Raw genomic sequence first — 16041 nt, 5'->3', positions numbered from 1 at the left:
GGGCCCGGACCGGTTGGTCCGGGCCCGCCGTCGCCTGGAACAGTGAGTGGGCCCACCCCGGCAGGGTTCCCCCGCCGAGCGTAGCGAGGCCAGGGGGACGGTTGGGGTCAGTGGTGGCTGACGCCCAGCGGACGGCCCTTGGTCTCCTTGGCCAGCAGCACACCGATGGCCGAGATGACGCAGAGGACCATGATGTAGATACCGATGGACCCGGCCCACTTGGTGGTCTGCAGCAGGGTTTCGGCGATGGTGGCGGCGAAGGCGCCGCCGAGGATGGCCCCGAACGCGTAGCCGATGGAGATGCCGGAGTACCGGACGTTGGCCGGGAACATCTCGGCGTACATGGCGGACATGGGCCCGTACGACAGGCCGAGGCCGATGGTGAGGACAAACAGCGCTATGCCGTAGAGCCAGATGTTCCTGGTGTCGATGAGGGCGAACATGGGAATCATCCAGGCGAAGATGATCGCGTAACCGGCGAGGAAGGTCTTGACCCGGCCGATGCGGTCCGAGAGCCAACCGCCGGCCAGCGTGAAGATCAGCCAGCCGAACGATGCCAGGGTGGTGGCCAGCAGCACCTGGGGCGTGGGCATCTGCAGCGTCCTGGTGGCGTACGCGATGAAGAAGGCGATCAGCAGGTAGCCGGCTGCGTTGTTACCGATGAAAATCAGGGTGGAGTACAGGACCGGCCTCTTGTGGTTGCGGACCAGGACCCCCAGTGGTGCCTTGCTTTCCTGCTTCCGGGCCGCCATTTCCTGGAAGACCGGGCTTTCAGCAACCGCGCGGCGGATCAGGTAGCCCACCACGATAAGGACGATGGAGAGCAGGAACGGAACCCGCCAGCCCCAGGCCGCAAAGTCCTCCCGGGACATGTTGCTGTTCAGGAAGAACAGGAGGCCGGTAGCCAGGATCATGCCGATGGGCACACCGATTTGCGGGTAGGCGCCAAACAGGCCGCGTTTGTTCAGGGGCGCGTGCTCCACGGCCATCAGCGCCGCGCCGCCCCATTCGCCTCCGGCCGAGAAGCCCTGAATGATGCGCAGGGTGATCAGGAGGATGGGTGCCCAGGCGCCTATCTGTGCGTAGGTGGGCAGCATGCCGATCAGGGCGGTGGCCGCGCCCATCATCACCAGGGTGAAGACGAGCATGGCCTTGCGGCCCAGGCGGTCGCCGAGGTGGCCGGCCACTACTGCGCCCAGGGGGCGGAAGAGGAAGCTGATGCCGATCAGGGCAAAGGAGAGGATTTGCGCCAGGCCGGGGTTCGACGCGTTCAGGGGCGCCAGGAACAGGGGTGACAGCAGCGTTGCGGTCAATTGGGCGAAGATGAAGAAGTCGTACCACTCGATGGTGGTGCCGACCAGGGTGCCGGCAAGGACTTTACGCTCCTCCCGCCGGGTGCTGGGACCGGCGAGCGTATCCACCTTGGAAGGTGTGGTCATTGAAACTCCATTGTTTTATTGGCAGCGGGCTGCCGGGACGCCTTCAGGATTACCGACAGAACGGTCAGTTAGTTGAAAGAGTACTACGAAAGTGTGAGGTGCGACACGCATCAGCACAATTAAGGTTGGTTGCGTCCGGGGCTTCGTGCCACAGGTCAGTTGGACCGCCTTGTTCGCTGGTTCTATATTTGAACCGGCAATTCGTTATGCGGATGAGGCCAGAGGTCCTGCCGCCGGTAAGAGCCGCCGCAGCGGTACCAGAGCGACCTAGGATGGACACCATGACCCCCACCGCCGCAGTCACTGCCGGAGCAGCGCCAGCGCAGGCTTCGCCTTCCCAGACGCTTTCGCGCGGCATCCGGGCCCTCGAGATCCTTGCGGCGGCGCCGGGCCCGATGAGCATCGCCGAACTCGCCGATGCCATGGGAGTGCACCGTTCCGTGGCCTACCGCATCCTGCGAACGCTCGAGGACCACTCGCTCCTGGTGCGCGACGACGGCGGACGGGTCCAGCCCGGGCCAGGACTTGCCGTGCTGGCCCGAAGCGTTTCCCGGAACCTCCAGGGGGCTGCGCTTCCCGAACTGACGCACCTCGCCAACACCTTGGACATGACGGCGTTCGTGGCATTGTGGGACCACCACGACTGCATCACGCTGGTCACCGTGGAGCCGCGGCATTCGGGCGCGACCGTCGCCCAGCATCCCGGCACCCGGCACCCCATCAATGCCGGGGCGCCCGGGATTGCCATCCAGTCGGCGCTTACGGAAGCTGAATGGGACCGGCTGGAGACGGGCGTCCCCTACCGGCCGGAAGCTGCCGATGCCCGGCGGACCGGATACTCCGCGAGCCATGACGAGGTCATTGCCGGAGTCTCCTCCCTGGCCGCGCCCATCCGCGTCCCGGCAGGGCGCCCGGCAGCACTCGCCGTCGTCTACATCCGCTCTGCCCACGACCCTTCGGTAGTGGGTGCGGCGCTGGTGGAGAGCGCCGCCAGGATCGAACGGCAGCTGGCCTGAGAAGTGCGTCGGTATGCGATGCCTTGGTCAGCGGTGCGCGCTCCTGCGGTGAAGTACGACGGCGGCCCCGGCTCCCAGGAGTGCGAGCGCCGTTGCCGCACAGGCAGGAACCAGGAAGGCAGCACCGTAGCCGTGGTCCTGCGCCAGCCGGCCGCCCAGTGATGAGCCAATGGCGGTGCCGGCCACAATACCGCTGGCCAACGCGGTCATCACCGTTCCCAGGCGTCCCTCAGGGGCCAGCACCCCTCCGACCGCGAAGACGGTAACCATGACCGGGCCCACCGGGATACCCAGGATAAGCAGCACCGCCACCATTGCACCCAGCGACGACGGCGCCAGCAGGAGCACGGCGAGTCCGGCCATCAGCGCCGCGGACACCACCCATCGCCAGGAGGGACTGAACCGCTGTGGCCAATAGGCCACTGAAAGGGCAGAGGCGGCGGAGCTGAGCCCCATCGCTGCATACAGCAACCCGGCAATCTCCGAGGTGGCATGGCTGGCCGCGAACGGGCTCAGCGCTGCCTGGGTTGAGCCGAAGAACGTGCCCATGCACACCATCGCAACCACTGGCAAGGCAACAGCGGCAGGCATCCTGCCTTTCGCACGGCGTTCCGCTGCCGGAACTGCACGGCGAGCCGGCACCGTTGCGTGCGTGTGGTGGGCAGCAAACGCGGGAACCAGCGTGATGGTCAGGGCGGCTGCCAGCGCGAGCGGCAGCCAGGGTGCCACGAGGCTGGCAAGGATTCCCACGAGCGCCGGTCCCAGCACAAAAGTTACTTCGTCGGCCGTGCTCTCGTACGAGAGCGCCGTGTCCAGGTCCCGCCTGTTATCCGGCGCCCTGCCCCGTGACGTCAGCGCCATCCACCGGACCCGGGCCAGCGGGCCTACCTGCGGGCAGCTTGCCCCTGAGAGGAACGAGGCGGCGAGGACGGCGGCCGGGAAACTTCCCGACGTTCCCATGGCAGAGGCTGCCAGGATCAGCAGCACCACGGCGGCTGTATTGAGGACGGCTGCCCACAGCAGTACGGGACGTTGGCCCCGCCTGTCCGCAAGGGAGCCCAGGACCGGAGCCCCGAGGGCCGAACCGACGCCCACCGCACCTGCCGCAGTACCGCCAAGCGCATAGGAACCGCTGCTGGAGGTGACCAGGGTCAGGGTGCCCACTGTAAGCATGGCCAATGGCAGGCGGGCCAGTAGACCCAGGGGAATGAAGCCGCGGCCGGCAAGTTGGGGAAGCCGGGCGAAACGGCCGCCGGGAGCAGGCTGAGGCGGGCTCTGGGCGGCAGATGCAGATTCCGGCACGGGAACCGAAGGCGGCGCCGAAGCCGGGGCGGGTGAGAGGGAACTGGATGATGTCATTTCCGGGCTCGTTCAATCATGCGCATCGTCCCTCCTCCCGATGCGCCGAACCCGGTAACGGTTCAAGTATATCCGCCCCTCCCAGCCTCCTTAGGCCGGGACGTCGAGGGCGTCTGCTATCCGCAGGGTGGATCCGTTCCTGGTCTTCAACACCTGCAGCTGCGTTCCGATGCGCTGCTTCATCTCCCCGACATGGCTGACAAGCCCCACTACCCTGCCCCCGTCACGCAGGCCCTCCAGTGCATCCATCACCTGTTCCAGGGATTGTTCATCCAGGCTGCCGAACCCCTCATCAACAAAAAGCGTTTCGATTTCGACCCCGCCCGCCTCCTGCTGGACGACGTCTGCGAGCCCGAGTGCCAGGGAGAGTGACGCCATAAATGATTCACCGCCGGACAAGGTGGAGGTGTCGCGGCGGTGCCCGGTCCACTGATCCACCACTTCAAGGCCGAGTCCGGACTTTGCACCGCGCGCCGCCTTCGCGTCGGTGTGCTGCAGCAGGTAGCGGCCGTCGCTCATGGCAACGAGCCGTTCAGAGGCCGCCAGGGCAACCTGCTCCAGCCGCGCCGCCAGCACGTAGCTGTTCAGGCTCATCCGGTACGTGTTGTCCCCCCGGCCGGCTGCCGCATCGGCCAGGGCGGTGAGCATGCGTGCCCGCTCCGCCGGTTCCCGCGCGGAGCCGGACAGCTCCTCGTAGTCGGCACGGATGGAGCCGAGGGACTCAAGGCAGCGGCCCGCCAGCCCGGCTGCCAGGTCCGCGTCACGTGCTTCCTTGCGCGCAGCTGCGGCCCCGGCCTCCAAAACGGCGAGTTGCTGCTCGTCCGGTACACATCCGGCAGCAGCTTCCTCGAGGGCGAGCACAACGTCCTCTGATGCGAACAGTTCCGCCACCCTTGCTGCTTCATCCTGCGCAGAGCGCATCTCGGCCTCCAGGGCAGCAGCTTCACTGCCGGCCAGCAGATGTTCCCGGGCCTCGTCGGCGGTGGCAAAGCCGGCGTCCGGCAACGCCTGCTCCAACTGTTCCAGCGCCTCAGCGGCCTGGGCCTTGGCGCTGTTTAGCCCGGCCTGGGCGTCGACGGCTTTACCGAGCATACCGGCGGCGTTTTCCAGGGCACGCAACCGGTGGGCAAGGCTGCGGTGGCCTGCCCTCAGCCCGGCCAATGCCTCATCGAGCAGCGACGACTGTTCAGCCGTGTCCTGTAGTGAAGACGCGATCTGGGCCAATTCTGCCTCGGTGCCCGCACGCGAGGCCTGGGCAGCTGCAATGCCCGCTTCGAGCGCTTCAAGCCGCAACCGGGCCGCGGCCAGCTCCCCGACCGCCTGTTCGGAGTCCGCAGCAGCCCGTCGCGCTTCTTCGGCTGTGCCCGCTGCCTCTTCCCGGGGAGTTTCCCCGCCTTGGCCGGCGAGGACGGCTACCAGCTGGTTTGCCTCTGCCAGCCTGTGGCCGGCTGAGGCGTACGCGGCTTCAGCGGCTTCATACAGCTGGTGGGCTGCTTCCTCATCCTGGGCAAGCCGGGAGCCGCCGCCATCAACTGGCGCCGGCATGGGGTGGTGAGGGCTTCCGCACACCGGGCACTGTTCCCCCTCCACCAGCTTGGCCGCGAGTTCGGAGGCGGCGTTCGCCAGCCGCTGTTCCCTGACGTCAAGCCAGCGCCGTTTGGTCTCAAGCTGGTCCTCCCGGGCAGCATCGTGTGCAAGGACCGCCGCGTTCCGGGAGGACGCTGCCGCAGCGTACTGCCGGACGACGTCGAGCAGTTCCTCGGCCGCCGTTGCTTCCTTCGCACGCAGGGCCGCCGCTCCCGCACACACCTCCAAGGGCCCCAGGCTGTCGGTGAGGCATGACCGTTCACTGAGGAGGCTCTCCACCCGGCCGGCCAGTGCGGCAGCAGCCCCAGTGAGGTCCTCCTGTTTGGCCATCAGCTGCTTGTGCCTGGAGCGGAGCGCTTTAAGACGGTCCTCGTCTGGAATTCTCGCTTCCACCACCGCGAGCAGGGACCGGATCCGGTTCAGTTCGTCCGCGGCGCCGGGGAATGTGTCCGGCTCGGCCAGATCCGGCCCCTCGGCTGCCGGGGAGCCGAAGTCCAGCTGGGCAAGTTCGGGGTCTTCCTCGGCGGCGAGGCGAAGCAAAGTAGATGCCGATTCCAGTGCGGCGGCGGCGCGCCTGACCTTGACGGCACCGGCGTCGACATTGCGCAGCTGTCCGGCCAGTACCTCCGCCTGGCGGTGCCGGCCAAGCCGGCTAATTACCTCTTCCAGCCTCGGCAGCGCTTCCTGCACGCCGGCCTGCCGTGTGGTTGCTTCGGCCAGCCTGCGGTGCCGGTCCCGGCGGGCGGTCTCCGCTTCAACGCAGTTGTCACGCTCGCGGCTGACCGAGTCCGCAGCCTTGGCCTGGTGCGTCGATTCGCGCACGCGTTCGGCCGCAGCCTCCTCCAGCCAGGCGAGCCGTGCAGCACTGTTGTCAGGGGCCGGGCCTTCGTCTGCCAGGTGCAGGGTTGCCGCTTCCGACTCTGCCCGGGCCGCCAACAGCTCAAGCTGGCCGGACAGGACCGAGACATCTTCTTTCGCTGCCTGCGCCTGGCGGGACAGCTCCTGCTCAACTGCTTCGAACCGCTGGGTGCCAAAGAGTTTCTGCAGCAGCTCGAGCCGGTCTGGGGCCTTTGACCGCAGGAAGGCTGCGAAGTCCCCCTGGGGCAGCATCACCACGCGGGTAAATTGTTCACGGTCCATTCCCAGCAGGGCGAGTATCTCCGCGCCTGCCTCGTCATTGCGGGCTGACTTTTCAATCCACGCCCCGTCCACGCGCTCCCGCAGGAGGGTCTTTGCCTGCTGCGTGGTGAACCCGTTCCTGCCCCTGGCGCTGGGCTTCTCCCAGGCGGGCGAACGCGTGACCTCGTACCGACGGCCCTGCGCGGAGAACTCACAGCTGACGGCCGGTTCGTGGCCCGGCTCGGCGTGGTCGCTGCGCAGGCGTTTGCCGTCCTGGCGCGCTCCCGGTACCGAACCGTACAAGGCGTAACAGATGGCGTCCAGCACACTTGTTTTGCCCGCACCGGTGGGGCCGTTGAGCAGGAAAAGGCCATGGGCGCTGAGCGCGTCGAAATCGATGTCCTCGGTGCCGGCAAAGGGGCCGAATGCCGAAATACTGAGGTGGTGGATCCTCATCGGGAGGCCTCCTGGAGGCGTACGTTTTCCAGTACTCCTGCGAGCGCGGCTTTCTCTGCCTCGTCCGGGGTGCGGCCGCGGACGTGCTCGAGGAAACCGCAGCACACGGCAAGGTCATCGGGCGCTTCGGCAAGCCTGCTGCTGTAGGTTGTTGCGGAGGCGGGAGCTCCGCCCTCGGGATCAAACCCCAGCACCAGAGTGTCCGGGAAGCGCGAACGAAGGCGGTCCATGGCACGGGCGGGACGTTGCGCATCTGTCAGGGTGATCTGGCAGTAGGCGCTTTCAGCCCACGCGTGTTCGGGCGACTCGAGCAGGTCAGCCAGGGAGCCGCGCAGTACGGCCAGGGTCCGCGGGGCATCCCACAGGACTTCCTCAACACCGGCCAGCCCTTCCGGCCCCATGTCTACCAGCCAGGCGCCTTTTCGATGGGAGGCCTCGGAGAAGGAGTAGGCCAGCGGCGATCCCGAATACCTGACCTGGGGAGAAAGAGCCTGCCGCCCGTGAAGGTGGCCCAGGGCGGTGTAGCTGAAGCCGTCAAAGAGGTCCAGGGGAACCGCGCCCACGCCGCCGATGCTGAGATCGCGTTCGCTGTCCGAGCTGATCCCACCGCTGGCAAAGGTGTGGGCGAGGACCACAGAGTGGACTGTTGCCGACTCTGAACGGCGCGCGATGTCCTGCCGGATCAGTTCCGTTGCCGCGCGGGTAACTTCAAAGTGGCTGGCAGCCTGGGCGCCGAGCTGTTCGGCCACGAGCCGCGGCTCGAGCCAGGGTATGCCGTAGATTGCCACGACGGCTTCACCCGTAGAGGTTCCCCCGCCAGCGGTTGCGCCTGCAGGGAGCAGCAGGGGCTGGTCCAGGCTCTCCAGCCTGGTCCGCAGGTGCACTCCGCCCCGCTCCAGCAACCGGGAGGCGAACCCCAGCCTGATGGCTGAGTCATGGTTGCCGCTGGTGAGCACCACCTGGGCTCCTGCCGCCGTCAGCCTTACCAGGGCGTCGTCCAGCAGGTGGACCACATCCACCCCCGGAAGGGCGCGGTCGTAGACGTCCCCGGCGATAAGCACAACATCCACGGCTTTCCGGGTGACGGTGTCCACCAGCTGGTCAACAAAGGCGCGCTGAGCATCCAGCATGCCGACGCCGTGGAAGGACCGGCCCAGATGCCAATCCGATGTGTGAAGTAGCCTCATGTTTCTAAGCTATCGGCTGCCACTGACACTTCCGGACACACCGCAGCTGCCACCATCACCGGCGTTTGTCCGGCTGCAGTGCGTCGTGAGGGGCCGGGACAGGCGGGCACATGGTGGGACCTTAGGGTAGACGGATTGCGGTGCGCTTTCGGCTGCCCGCAGCTGCGGAAGGCAGCCGCGGCGCACCACGGTAAATTTACTGCATGAGCATCGAGCCGGACACATCCAAGCCCTCCCTGAAGTCCCGCATCCACGGCTGCCTCCTGGGTGGTGCACTGGGGGATTCCCTGGGCTACGCCGTGGAGTTCGACTCGATTGATCAGATCCGCGACCGCTTTGGCGCTTCCGGCCTGACCGGTTTTGATGCCATCGCAGCGAGCAGCCACTTTTCGGACGACACGCAGATGACGCTGTATACCGTTGACGGCCTGGTGGAGGCTCTGGAGTGGGCGAACTCCGGAGTGGGCGCGGACGTTAACGCCTGCCTGTGGCTGGCGTACCTGCGGTGGCTTGCAACGCAGGGGGAAGCAGCTCCGGCATCGGCCCCCGTGCCCCAGCCCCGGTGGATCGACGAACAGCCGGTGCTGCACCAGCGGCGGCATCCGGGCAAGGCGTGCATTTCCGGCCTGGCAACGGGCGAAATGGGCACCTCGGTCCGGCCCGTCAACCCGCAATCGAAGGGTTGCGGGACAGTGATGCGGTCCGCCCCGTTCGGGCTGATCCCGCACATAACGGCCGACGCCGTCTACAAGCTGAGTTCCGACGCCGCCTCCCTGACGCACGGCCACCCGTCAGCGCGCCAGAGCGCAGGAACCTTCAGCCTGCTCATCCACCACCTCGTCGCCGGTGACGGGCTGCGGGAAGCGGCGGCAGCAGCAGCGGCGCATGCCGCCGGGTTCGAGGGCGTGTCCCCGGAGCTCCCTGACAGGCTGGAGGGCGCTCTCCGGCTGGCCGGCAAGGGAATCGTGCCGCCGGAGGAACTGGCCCAGGCACTTGGCGGGGGTTGGGTGGCGGAGGAGGCATTCGCCGTCGCGCTTTACGCCGTCCTTGCCACCTTCCCCGACGGCGGCGGGCAGGCCCCCGGCGCAACGGCCGCGGACCCGGCGCAGCACTTCCGCGATGCAATCGCCCTGGCGGTGAACCACAGCGGCGACAGCGACTCCACCGGCTCGCTGGCCGGGAACATCCTCGGCGCCTTTTACGGCGAGGAGTGCCTGCCCGCCGAATGGCTGGAGGCCCTGGAGGCGCCGGAAGTGATCCGTGGCATGGCGGACCTGCTCGTAAAGGTCACCACCGGCGAAGGCTGACATTCCCAGCGGTTCCGCCGACTTCCACGCATTCAGGCGCTGACCGGCGCTGCCGCGAAGCTGCCCACCATCTGCAGGAATTCCCCCTCGGAGAGGACCTCGATGGCCTGGCCGCGGTCATGGAGCTCAAGTACGCGCCGTGCCTTGCCGGTGAGCCTGCCGGAGCGAAGGTCCGAAGCCACGAAACCGTCCCCCACCACCAGGACCGTGGTGCGGCCGGTAACGCGGCTTTCGGGCCGGGCACCCAGCTCGGCGGACCGGACCTTCGCTTCGGGCCGGCCCATGGAAAGCTGTCCGGTGAAAACGACTGTCTGCCCGTAGAGCGGATGACCGGGATGGGCGTCGGGATTGGGGTCCGGGTTCGCCCCCTCCTCCGGCCAGCCCGTCTGGAACGGCCGGAGCAGCGCCGCTCCGCTGCCGGCTGCACTGGCGAGCGCGGCCAGGCTGGGCTTTGACAACCCGTCCCGTGCGGGGTCGAAGGCTTCCTGGCGGGGCATCACCAGCCCCAGGGAAAGATAGAGCTCAGCGATGCTGTTGGCTCCGTTGCGGCCGGCGATGTCGATCAGGATGCCTGCGCAGGCCCGGGCATCTTCGGCGGCGTCGTGGTGGTTGACCAGCGGCACGCCGGCTTCCTCGGCCGCGAACGGCAGCGAGTTTGACACCAGCGAGTAGCACCGCCGGGACAGCATCACGGTGCAGACGTAGTCGTAGCCCGGGCCGGCGAGGCCGGAGACTTCAAGGCCGGAACGGATGACCCCAAGGTCGAAGGCTGCATTGTGGGCGGCCAGGATGTCATCGCCGATGAAGGCGCCGATCTCGGGGAAGAGCTCGCCAAAGCGCGGCATTCCCGCCACGTCACGAGCCGTAATGCCGTGGATGCGGACGTTGTGGTAATCAAAGTGGTCGTAACTGGCAGGCGGGCGCATCAGCCACGAGGCTTCCTCAACGATCCGTCCGCCCCGGACCTTGGTCAGTCCTACGGCGCAGGGCGAGCCCCGGAACCCGTTCGCAGTCTCGAAGTCGATCGCCGTAAAGTCCAAACCCACGCGCCAACCTTACCTCCGGAGACCGTCCTTCCCTTGTCAGCTTCGCGGCCCTGTCATGGAGATCACCAGCAGGGCCTTCCTGGAGGGTCCTCCAGCGGCTGGTGCCGGAAGCGCGTCAAGTACCCTTGGAAGGTGAACTTTCCTGTGATGAACGACTTCGCTGTGTCCATGCTGGGAGGTGCGGGACCGGTGCAGCCACAGCTGGCATCCTTCCTGCCCGACTGGCTGAACCCCCAGGTCTTCCTGGCTGATCCTGCCCTGGCACCCTGGGTGGTCCTGCTTGTGTGCGGCATCGTCTTCGCGGAAACCGGGCTTCTGGTGGGCTTCTTCCTGCCGGGCGACTCCATGCTCTTCACCGCAGGCCTGCTGGTGGCTACCGACACCATCAAGTTCAATGTGTGGCTTTTCGCGCTGCTGATCATTGTGGCCGCCATCATCGGCAACCAGACCGGCTACCTGATTGGTTCCAAAGCCGGGCCGGCCATCTTCAATAAGCCCAATTCCCGCCTTTTCAAGCGTGAGAACGTTGAAAACGCCCATGCCTTCTTCGAAAAGCACGGCGGCAAAGCGCTGATCCTGGCGCGCTTCGTTCCCATCATCCGGACCTTCGTTCCCGTCATTGTCGGGGTCGCCCAGATGAACAAGAAGAAGTTCTTCCTCTTCAATGTGATTGGCGCAGTGCTTTGGGGCGGCGGCGTGACGCTGCTGGGTTACCTGCTGGGCGACCGTATCCCCTGGGTCCGCGACAACCTGGACATAATCTTCATCGCCATCGTCCTTGTGTCGGTCCTGCCCATCGGCATCGAGGTACTCCGCGGCCTGTCGGCGAAACGCCAGGCGAAGGCTTACGGCACGGACCCGGTGGACGAGTTCATCGAAGAGCATGCTCCTGAAAACGAGCATAAAACGCCCCGCAATGTCCAGGGCAGCCGCTCCGAGTAGCCTGCAGCGCCGCCGGCCCTGCCGGCTGCGGGCCTTTCCCTTCGGTTAAACAGCTGTGCTCCCCGTTCCGGCGGGGAGCACAGCTGTTTAACCAGTTTGGGTTACCGGCTGGCGTTTTGGAGCGCGTCGACCACGGCCGGCAGCAGCGCACGGAAGGCCTTGCCCCGGTGGCTGATCGCGTTTTTCTCATCAGCTGGCAACTCCGCGCAGCTGCGGTTCTCCCCTGCCGGCTGCAGCACCGGGTCGTAGCCGAACCCGCCCCCGCCCCGGGGTTCACGCAGCAGGACACCCTCAAGCTGGCCGTATTCCACCACCTCGCGCCCGTGGCCGGCGGCCGAACCGGGAACAGCAAGGGCAGCGGCGCAGACAAAGGCAGCACCCCGGTGGGCGTCCGGCACGTCGGCGAGCTGGTTGAGCAGGAGCCGCAGGTTCGCGTCGTCGTCGCCGTGCCTGCCGGCCCACCGTGCCGAGAAGATTCCGGGAGCCCCGCCCATTACGTCCACAGCGAGGCCGGAGTCATCGGCGATGGCCACAAGGCCCGTCGCATCGGCGACAGCGCGCGCTTTCAGCAGCGAATTCTCGGCGAAGGTCACACCCGTTTCGACGACGTCGGGGGCGCCTGCTGCCGCCGCGTCCACCACCTGGGTATCGACGTCGAGCCCCGGCACTTGCCCGCGCAGCAGTTCGCGCAGCTCGCGGAGTTTGCCTTTGTTGTGGGTGGCAAGCACCAGGCGCGGCGCAGCGGGCACCGCGCTCACAGGGTGTCTGCCAGGGTTTCGCGCTGGATGGCGGCGAGCTGGGTGGTTCCCAGCAGGGCCAGGTCCAGGAGCTGGTCAAGTTCGGTGCGGTCGAAGGGCGCTCCTTCGGCGGTGCCCTGCACTTCCACAAACTTGCCGGAGCCTGTGACCACCACGTTCATGTCGGTCTCCGCCCGCACGTCCTCAACGTAGGGCAGGTCCAGCATCGGAACGCCGTCGATGATGCCCACCGACACAGCCGCGATGGTGTCGATAAGGGGCTGGGCGTTCCTGGCGATCAGTTTGTTGTCGCGGGCGAACCTGATGGAGTCGGCGAGGGCAACGTAGGCGCCGGTGATGGCAGCGGTCCGGGTTCCGCCATCAGCCTGGAGAACGTCGCAGTCCAGCACGATGGTGTTCTCGCCCAGGGCCTTGGTATCGATGATGGACCGCAGGGAACGGCCGATGAGCCGGGAGATCTCGTGGGTCCGGCCGCCGATTTTGCCCTTGACCGATTCGCGGTCGGAGCGGGTGTTCGTGGCGCGGGGCAGCATGGCGTATTCGGCGGTGACCCAGCCGCGGCCCTCCCCCTTGAGCCAGCGCGGCACTCCGGCCGTCAATGACGCGGTGCACAGGACCCTGGTGTTGCCGAACTCGATCAGGGCCGATCCTTCGGCCTGGTTGGACCATCCGCGGGTGATGCTGATGGGCCGGAGCTGGTCCGGGGCGCGGCCGTCGGCGCGCACGATGGGCACTGCAGTTGCTTCAGAAGTCATGCCTTTAGCTTATCCACTGCCGGCAGCAGCGGGAGTCCGGTGCCACGGCCTGCCACGGCATGCACGGGGAAGCCTTTAGATGGTGTAGTGCACCCCGGCCACAGCCACGGCGACGTCGCCGCCGAACACCGGGCGGGCCTCGGCCATGACAGTGCTCGGTGACGTCCATACCGGAATATGGGTCAGCAGGAGCCGCCTCGCCCCGGCAGCGGCAGCAGCCTCTCCTGCACGTTTGCCGGTCAGGTGCACATCCTTGATGCCGTCGTCCCGGCCTTCCTCAAAGGCGGCTTCGCAGAGGAAAAGGTCAGAATCCTTGGCCGCCTCCTCGAGCCCGGCGCAGGAGTCCGTATCACCGGAGTAGGTCAAAGTCCGGGAAATGTTGTTGCCGTCCTTGTCCGGCTCCACCACTTCCACGCGGAGGGCGTAGCACTCCTCGATGGGGTGGTTTACTGCGAAGGGGGTCACGGTGAACGGGCCCACGGTCACGGCTTCCCGGTCGGCCCAGTTGGAGAAGTCGAACTCCTCGTGCATCCCCGGGTCCAGCTCCAGCCCGTAGGCGGTCGCCATCCGGTCTGCCGTGGCGGCCGGTCCCCACACCGGAATCCGGCCGCGGTCCCAGCCGCCGGGCTTCCACCGGACGGCAACGTGCAGGCCGCACAGGTCCATGCAGTGGTCCGGATGGAGGTGGGTGAGGAAGATTGCGTCGATATCCTCAAGGTCGGTGTACCGCTGGATGGCGCCCAGGGCACCGCTGCCCAGGTCCATGACCACCTTCCAGGTCCGCTCGCCGTCGTTCGCCGTCAGGAGGTAGCACGACGCCGGTGAACCGGGGCCGGGAAAGGACCCCGTGCAGCCTACGATGGTGAGCTTCACTGGCCGGAACCCCCCATGACGGAACTGCCCACGAAGTTGGAGATCCGGCGTCGGCTTCCGGCGCTTTGGGCCGCAGCGATCATCTCGGGCGTGATGCGGGCAAGGCTGCCTGTGGGGTACTGCGCGGCCACATGGTCGACGTGCCGGACCGAGAGCACTTCGGGCCCCAGGAACCTGCGGGCCAGGGCCTCGAACTGATGGGCGTCGCCGGTTGCCACAAAGTGGTGTTCCGGAGGTATATCGCCGGTCCGCTGGAGGTTGTGGGTGGCCAGGGCGCGGTAAACGTCCTTGGCGGTTTCCTCGGCACTGGACACCAGGGTCACGTCCGCTCCCATGACGTAGGAGATGACGCCGGTGAGCAGCGGGTAGTGGGTGCAGCCCAGGACTACGGTGTCCACGCCGGCAGCCTTGAGCGGTGCCAGGTATTCCTCCGCGACGGCCAGCAGGGCCGGGCCGGTGGTGATGCCGGCCTCCACGTAGCTGACGAACTCGGGGCAGGCCACGGAGGTGATGTTTAGGTCCGGCGCGGCCGCGAAGGTGTCCTCGTAGGCACGGGAACCGACGGTGGCTGAGGTGCCGATCACGCCCACCCTGCCGCTCCGTGTTGCGGCAACGGCGCGGCGCACAGCAGGCTGGATGACTTCGATGACGGGAATGCCGTACTTGGCGGTGTACCGCTCCCGGGCGTCGCGCAGCACAGCGGCCGACGCTGAGTTGCAGGCTATGGTGAGCAGCTTGACACCGGAGTCCACCAGTTCGTCCATCACGCCCAGGGCGTTGGCCCGGACTTCCGCGATGGGCAGGGGGCCGTAGGGGCCGTGCGCCGTGTCCCCCACATACAAGATGGACTCGTTGGGAAGCTGGTCGATGATGGACCGCGCCACCGTCAGGCCGCCTACGCCGGAGTCGAAAACGCCGATGGGCCGTGATTCCACGGCGGCAGCCGGGAGGTCACCGGCTTCGGACACCGCTGCGGCTTGAGTTGACGGGTCCGTGCTCGAGGCTCTTGTCATGATTATTCGAGGATAGGTCTTCCCTGCAGCGTCAGGCACCATCTTGTGGCCTGCGACTCATGTCTAATTTGTCACAGCGCCGGGACCGGGGCGCCCCGCGGGTCAACGGCGGGTTTCCATGGACTGCAGCATGGCCTGGACCAGTGACTCCTGCAGCCAGGTGGCGAAGTTGTAGACCAGGGCCAGGTAGCTCTCAACGTCCTCGGCCTGGGACCAGTCCTGCATCAGGTGGACGTGCTCGGCGTCCTCCTCGTCCTGGATGTCCAGCCGCTCTGCCAAAACAAGCCGGACGTCGTTCAAGGCCATCGACCAGTGGCGGGCACCGTCAGCGGTCAGCACGATCTCGTCTTTATCCAAGTCAAGCGCCGCGGCCCGGAGCGCGCCGATCTTTGTTTCCCGCAGCGACCGCTCGGTGAGCTGGCGGAACTCAAGGGACGCGCCGTCGTCGTCCTTCATCACGTTGGGCAGGAGCCGCTTCACCGCCCGGTCGGTGGGGACCGCAACCTCCATGTCGAGGCCGATCAGGGCAGCCAGTGGATCCTGGCCCTTCCGCTCCTCGGGCTGAAGCATGGAGATGACGTCGTTGATGAGGCTGCGCAGCAGTTCACGTTCGGCCGGCTCCAAATAGCCAGTGATGCCTTTGAATCCGTACTTGAATGCCTTAGCCACGTTTCCCCTTGCCCTGGCCCGGCCCGCCGGACTTTCCCGAATTGCCGCCCGGCCCGCCGCTGGCCTTCTCCACCGTTGCCCACAGCCCGAAGCCGTGCATGGCGACCGCATGGCGCTCCACCTGCTCCTTGCTGCCGGAGGCAACAATGGAACGCCCCTTTTTGTGGACCTCCATCATGAGCTTGTTCGCTTTGCTTTCGGAGTAGCCGAAGTAGCTTTGGAACACGTAGCTGACATAGCTCATCAGATTGACGGGGTCATTCCAGATCACCAGGTTCCAGGGGATGTCCGGTGCGGCAAGGAAGTCTGTTGACTCCGCGGTGCCGGTCCGGGTGCCCTCCTGGGTATCAGGGCCGAGCGCAACGCTTAAGGTCATCTGTCCATTCTATGGGGAGGACGCGCCCACGCCGGCGGATGAGCCCACGCAGGCGAGGGACCCGCGGCGAAGCGAAGCAAGACGTGGGAGCCGGCGGGTGGGCCCACGCAGGCGAGGGACCCGCGGCGAAGCGAAGCAA

At 66.8% G+C, this 16041-nt stretch carries 14 protein-coding genes; 3 read left to right on the top strand and 11 right to left on the bottom strand.

Translation table 11 applies throughout. From position 1 onward, the window contains the following. Positions 1 to 107: 107 nt before the first annotated feature. Positions 108 to 1439, bottom strand: a complete 1332-nt coding sequence (locus tag AC5RT4_RS17645) for an MFS transporter (RefSeq protein ID WP_494106607.1) — start codon at positions 1437 to 1439, stop codon at positions 108 to 110. A 281-nt stretch (positions 1440 to 1720) separates the two neighbouring features. On the opposite strand from AC5RT4_RS17645, the gene AC5RT4_RS17640 reads away from it, so the two are divergent. Then, positions 1721 to 2455 carry an IclR family transcriptional regulator gene (locus AC5RT4_RS17640; RefSeq protein ID WP_494106606.1) on the top strand — a complete coding sequence of 245 codons (735 nt, stop codon included), beginning with the start codon at positions 1721 to 1723 and terminating at the stop codon, positions 2453 to 2455. A 27-nt stretch (positions 2456 to 2482) separates the two neighbouring features. On the opposite strand, the gene AC5RT4_RS17635 is transcribed toward AC5RT4_RS17640, so the two are convergent. From AC5RT4_RS17635 to AC5RT4_RS17625, 3 genes are all read right to left on the bottom strand, one after another. Continuing rightward, the gene (locus AC5RT4_RS17635) at positions 2483 to 3814 is read right to left on the bottom strand and encodes an MFS transporter (RefSeq protein ID WP_494106605.1); all 1332 of its coding nucleotides are present in this window, start codon (positions 3812 to 3814) and stop codon (positions 2483 to 2485) included. Positions 3815 to 3904: 90 nt separating this feature from the next. Then, the gene (locus AC5RT4_RS17630) at positions 3905 to 6976 is read right to left on the bottom strand and encodes an AAA family ATPase (protein ID WP_494106604.1); all 3072 of its coding nucleotides are present in this window, start codon (positions 6974 to 6976) and stop codon (positions 3905 to 3907) included. After that, the gene (locus AC5RT4_RS17625) at positions 6973 to 8163 is read right to left on the bottom strand and encodes an exonuclease SbcCD subunit D (protein WP_494106603.1); all 1191 of its coding nucleotides are present in this window, start codon (positions 8161 to 8163) and stop codon (positions 6973 to 6975) included. The genes AC5RT4_RS17630 and AC5RT4_RS17625 overlap by 4 nt, the downstream gene beginning before the upstream one ends. A 203-nt stretch (positions 8164 to 8366) precedes the next feature. Between AC5RT4_RS17625 and AC5RT4_RS17620 the strand changes: the two genes are divergently transcribed. Beyond that, positions 8367 to 9470 carry an ADP-ribosylglycohydrolase family protein gene (locus tag AC5RT4_RS17620; protein WP_494106602.1) on the top strand — a complete coding sequence of 368 codons (1104 nt, stop codon included), beginning with the start codon at positions 8367 to 8369 and terminating at the stop codon, positions 9468 to 9470. Between the two features lie 32 nt (positions 9471 to 9502). Here AC5RT4_RS17620 and AC5RT4_RS17615 read toward each other — a convergent pair whose 3' ends face one another. Beyond that, a complete protein-coding gene (locus AC5RT4_RS17615) occupies positions 9503 to 10516 on the bottom strand; it encodes a 3'-5' exonuclease (RefSeq protein WP_494106601.1) in 1014 nt (337 codons plus the stop codon). 147 nt (positions 10517 to 10663) lie between these two features. Here AC5RT4_RS17615 and AC5RT4_RS17610 point away from each other — a divergent pair, with 147 nt between their 5' ends. Then, positions 10664 to 11458, top strand: coding sequence for a DedA family protein (locus tag AC5RT4_RS17610; RefSeq protein ID WP_494040152.1), 795 nt, complete (start codon positions 10664 to 10666; stop codon positions 11456 to 11458). A 101-nt stretch (positions 11459 to 11559) separates the two neighbouring features. Here the strand turns inward: AC5RT4_RS17610 and rdgB are convergent, their stop codons facing one another. The 6 genes from rdgB to clpS form a co-directional block, all read right to left on the bottom strand. Further along, complete coding sequence (rdgB, locus tag AC5RT4_RS17605) at positions 11560 to 12216, bottom strand: RdgB/HAM1 family non-canonical purine NTP pyrophosphatase (RefSeq protein ID WP_494106600.1); 657 nt, start codon at positions 12214 to 12216, stop codon at positions 11560 to 11562. Beyond that, the gene (gene rph / locus AC5RT4_RS17600) at positions 12213 to 12971 is read right to left on the bottom strand and encodes a ribonuclease PH (protein ID WP_494040021.1); all 759 of its coding nucleotides are present in this window, start codon (positions 12969 to 12971) and stop codon (positions 12213 to 12215) included. The genes rdgB and rph overlap by 4 nt, the downstream gene beginning before the upstream one ends. 75 nt (positions 12972 to 13046) lie before the next feature. Then, positions 13047 to 13844, bottom strand: coding sequence for an MBL fold metallo-hydrolase (locus AC5RT4_RS17595; RefSeq protein ID WP_494106599.1), 798 nt, complete (start codon positions 13842 to 13844; stop codon positions 13047 to 13049). Beyond that, complete coding sequence (gene murI, locus AC5RT4_RS17590; RefSeq protein WP_494040023.1) at positions 13841 to 14857, bottom strand: glutamate racemase; 1017 nt, start codon at positions 14855 to 14857, stop codon at positions 13841 to 13843. Before murI ends, AC5RT4_RS17595 begins: the two co-directional genes overlap by 4 nt. Before the next feature lie 102 nt (positions 14858 to 14959). Beyond that, a complete protein-coding gene (locus tag AC5RT4_RS17585) occupies positions 14960 to 15526 on the bottom strand; it encodes a DUF2017 domain-containing protein (RefSeq protein ID WP_494040024.1) in 567 nt (188 codons plus the stop codon). Further along, positions 15519 to 15902 carry an ATP-dependent Clp protease adapter ClpS gene (gene clpS / locus AC5RT4_RS17580; protein WP_494040025.1) on the bottom strand — a complete coding sequence of 128 codons (384 nt, stop codon included), beginning with the start codon at positions 15900 to 15902 and terminating at the stop codon, positions 15519 to 15521. Before clpS ends, AC5RT4_RS17585 begins: the two co-directional genes overlap by 8 nt. Positions 15903 to 16041 lie beyond the last annotated feature (139 nt).

Source organism: Arthrobacter sp. sptzw42, assembly GCF_059089685.1.
Note: the sequence above shows the minus strand (reverse complement) of the source record. Positions and strands in the feature narration are given on the sequence as shown.

Excerpts from the sequence above, each read along its gene's own strand:
- murI (WP_494040023.1), bottom strand. The coding sequence starts at position 14,857 with ATGACAAGAGCCTCGAGCACGGACCCGTCAACTCAAGCCGCAGCGGTG.
- clpS (WP_494040025.1), bottom strand. The coding sequence starts at position 15,902 with ATGACCTTAAGCGTTGCGCTCGGCCCTGATACCCAGGAGGGCACCCGG.
- AC5RT4_RS17625 (WP_494106603.1), bottom strand. The coding sequence starts at position 8,163 with ATGAGGCTACTTCACACATCGGATTGGCATCTGGGCCGGTCCTTCCAC.
- AC5RT4_RS17620 (WP_494106602.1), top strand. The coding sequence starts at position 8,367 with ATGAGCATCGAGCCGGACACATCCAAGCCCTCCCTGAAGTCCCGCATC.
- AC5RT4_RS17645 (WP_494106607.1), bottom strand. The coding sequence starts at position 1,439 with ATGACCACACCTTCCAAGGTGGATACGCTCGCCGGTCCCAGCACCCGG.
- rph (WP_494040021.1), bottom strand. The coding sequence starts at position 12,971 with ATGACTTCTGAAGCAACTGCAGTGCCCATCGTGCGCGCCGACGGCCGC.
- AC5RT4_RS17635 (WP_494106605.1), bottom strand. The coding sequence starts at position 3,814 with ATGACATCATCCAGTTCCCTCTCACCCGCCCCGGCTTCGGCGCCGCCT.
- AC5RT4_RS17640 (WP_494106606.1), top strand. The coding sequence starts at position 1,721 with ATGACCCCCACCGCCGCAGTCACTGCCGGAGCAGCGCCAGCGCAGGCT.
- AC5RT4_RS17630 (WP_494106604.1), bottom strand. The coding sequence starts at position 6,976 with ATGAGGATCCACCACCTCAGTATTTCGGCATTCGGCCCCTTTGCCGGC.
- AC5RT4_RS17610 (WP_494040152.1), top strand. The coding sequence starts at position 10,664 with ATGAACGACTTCGCTGTGTCCATGCTGGGAGGTGCGGGACCGGTGCAG.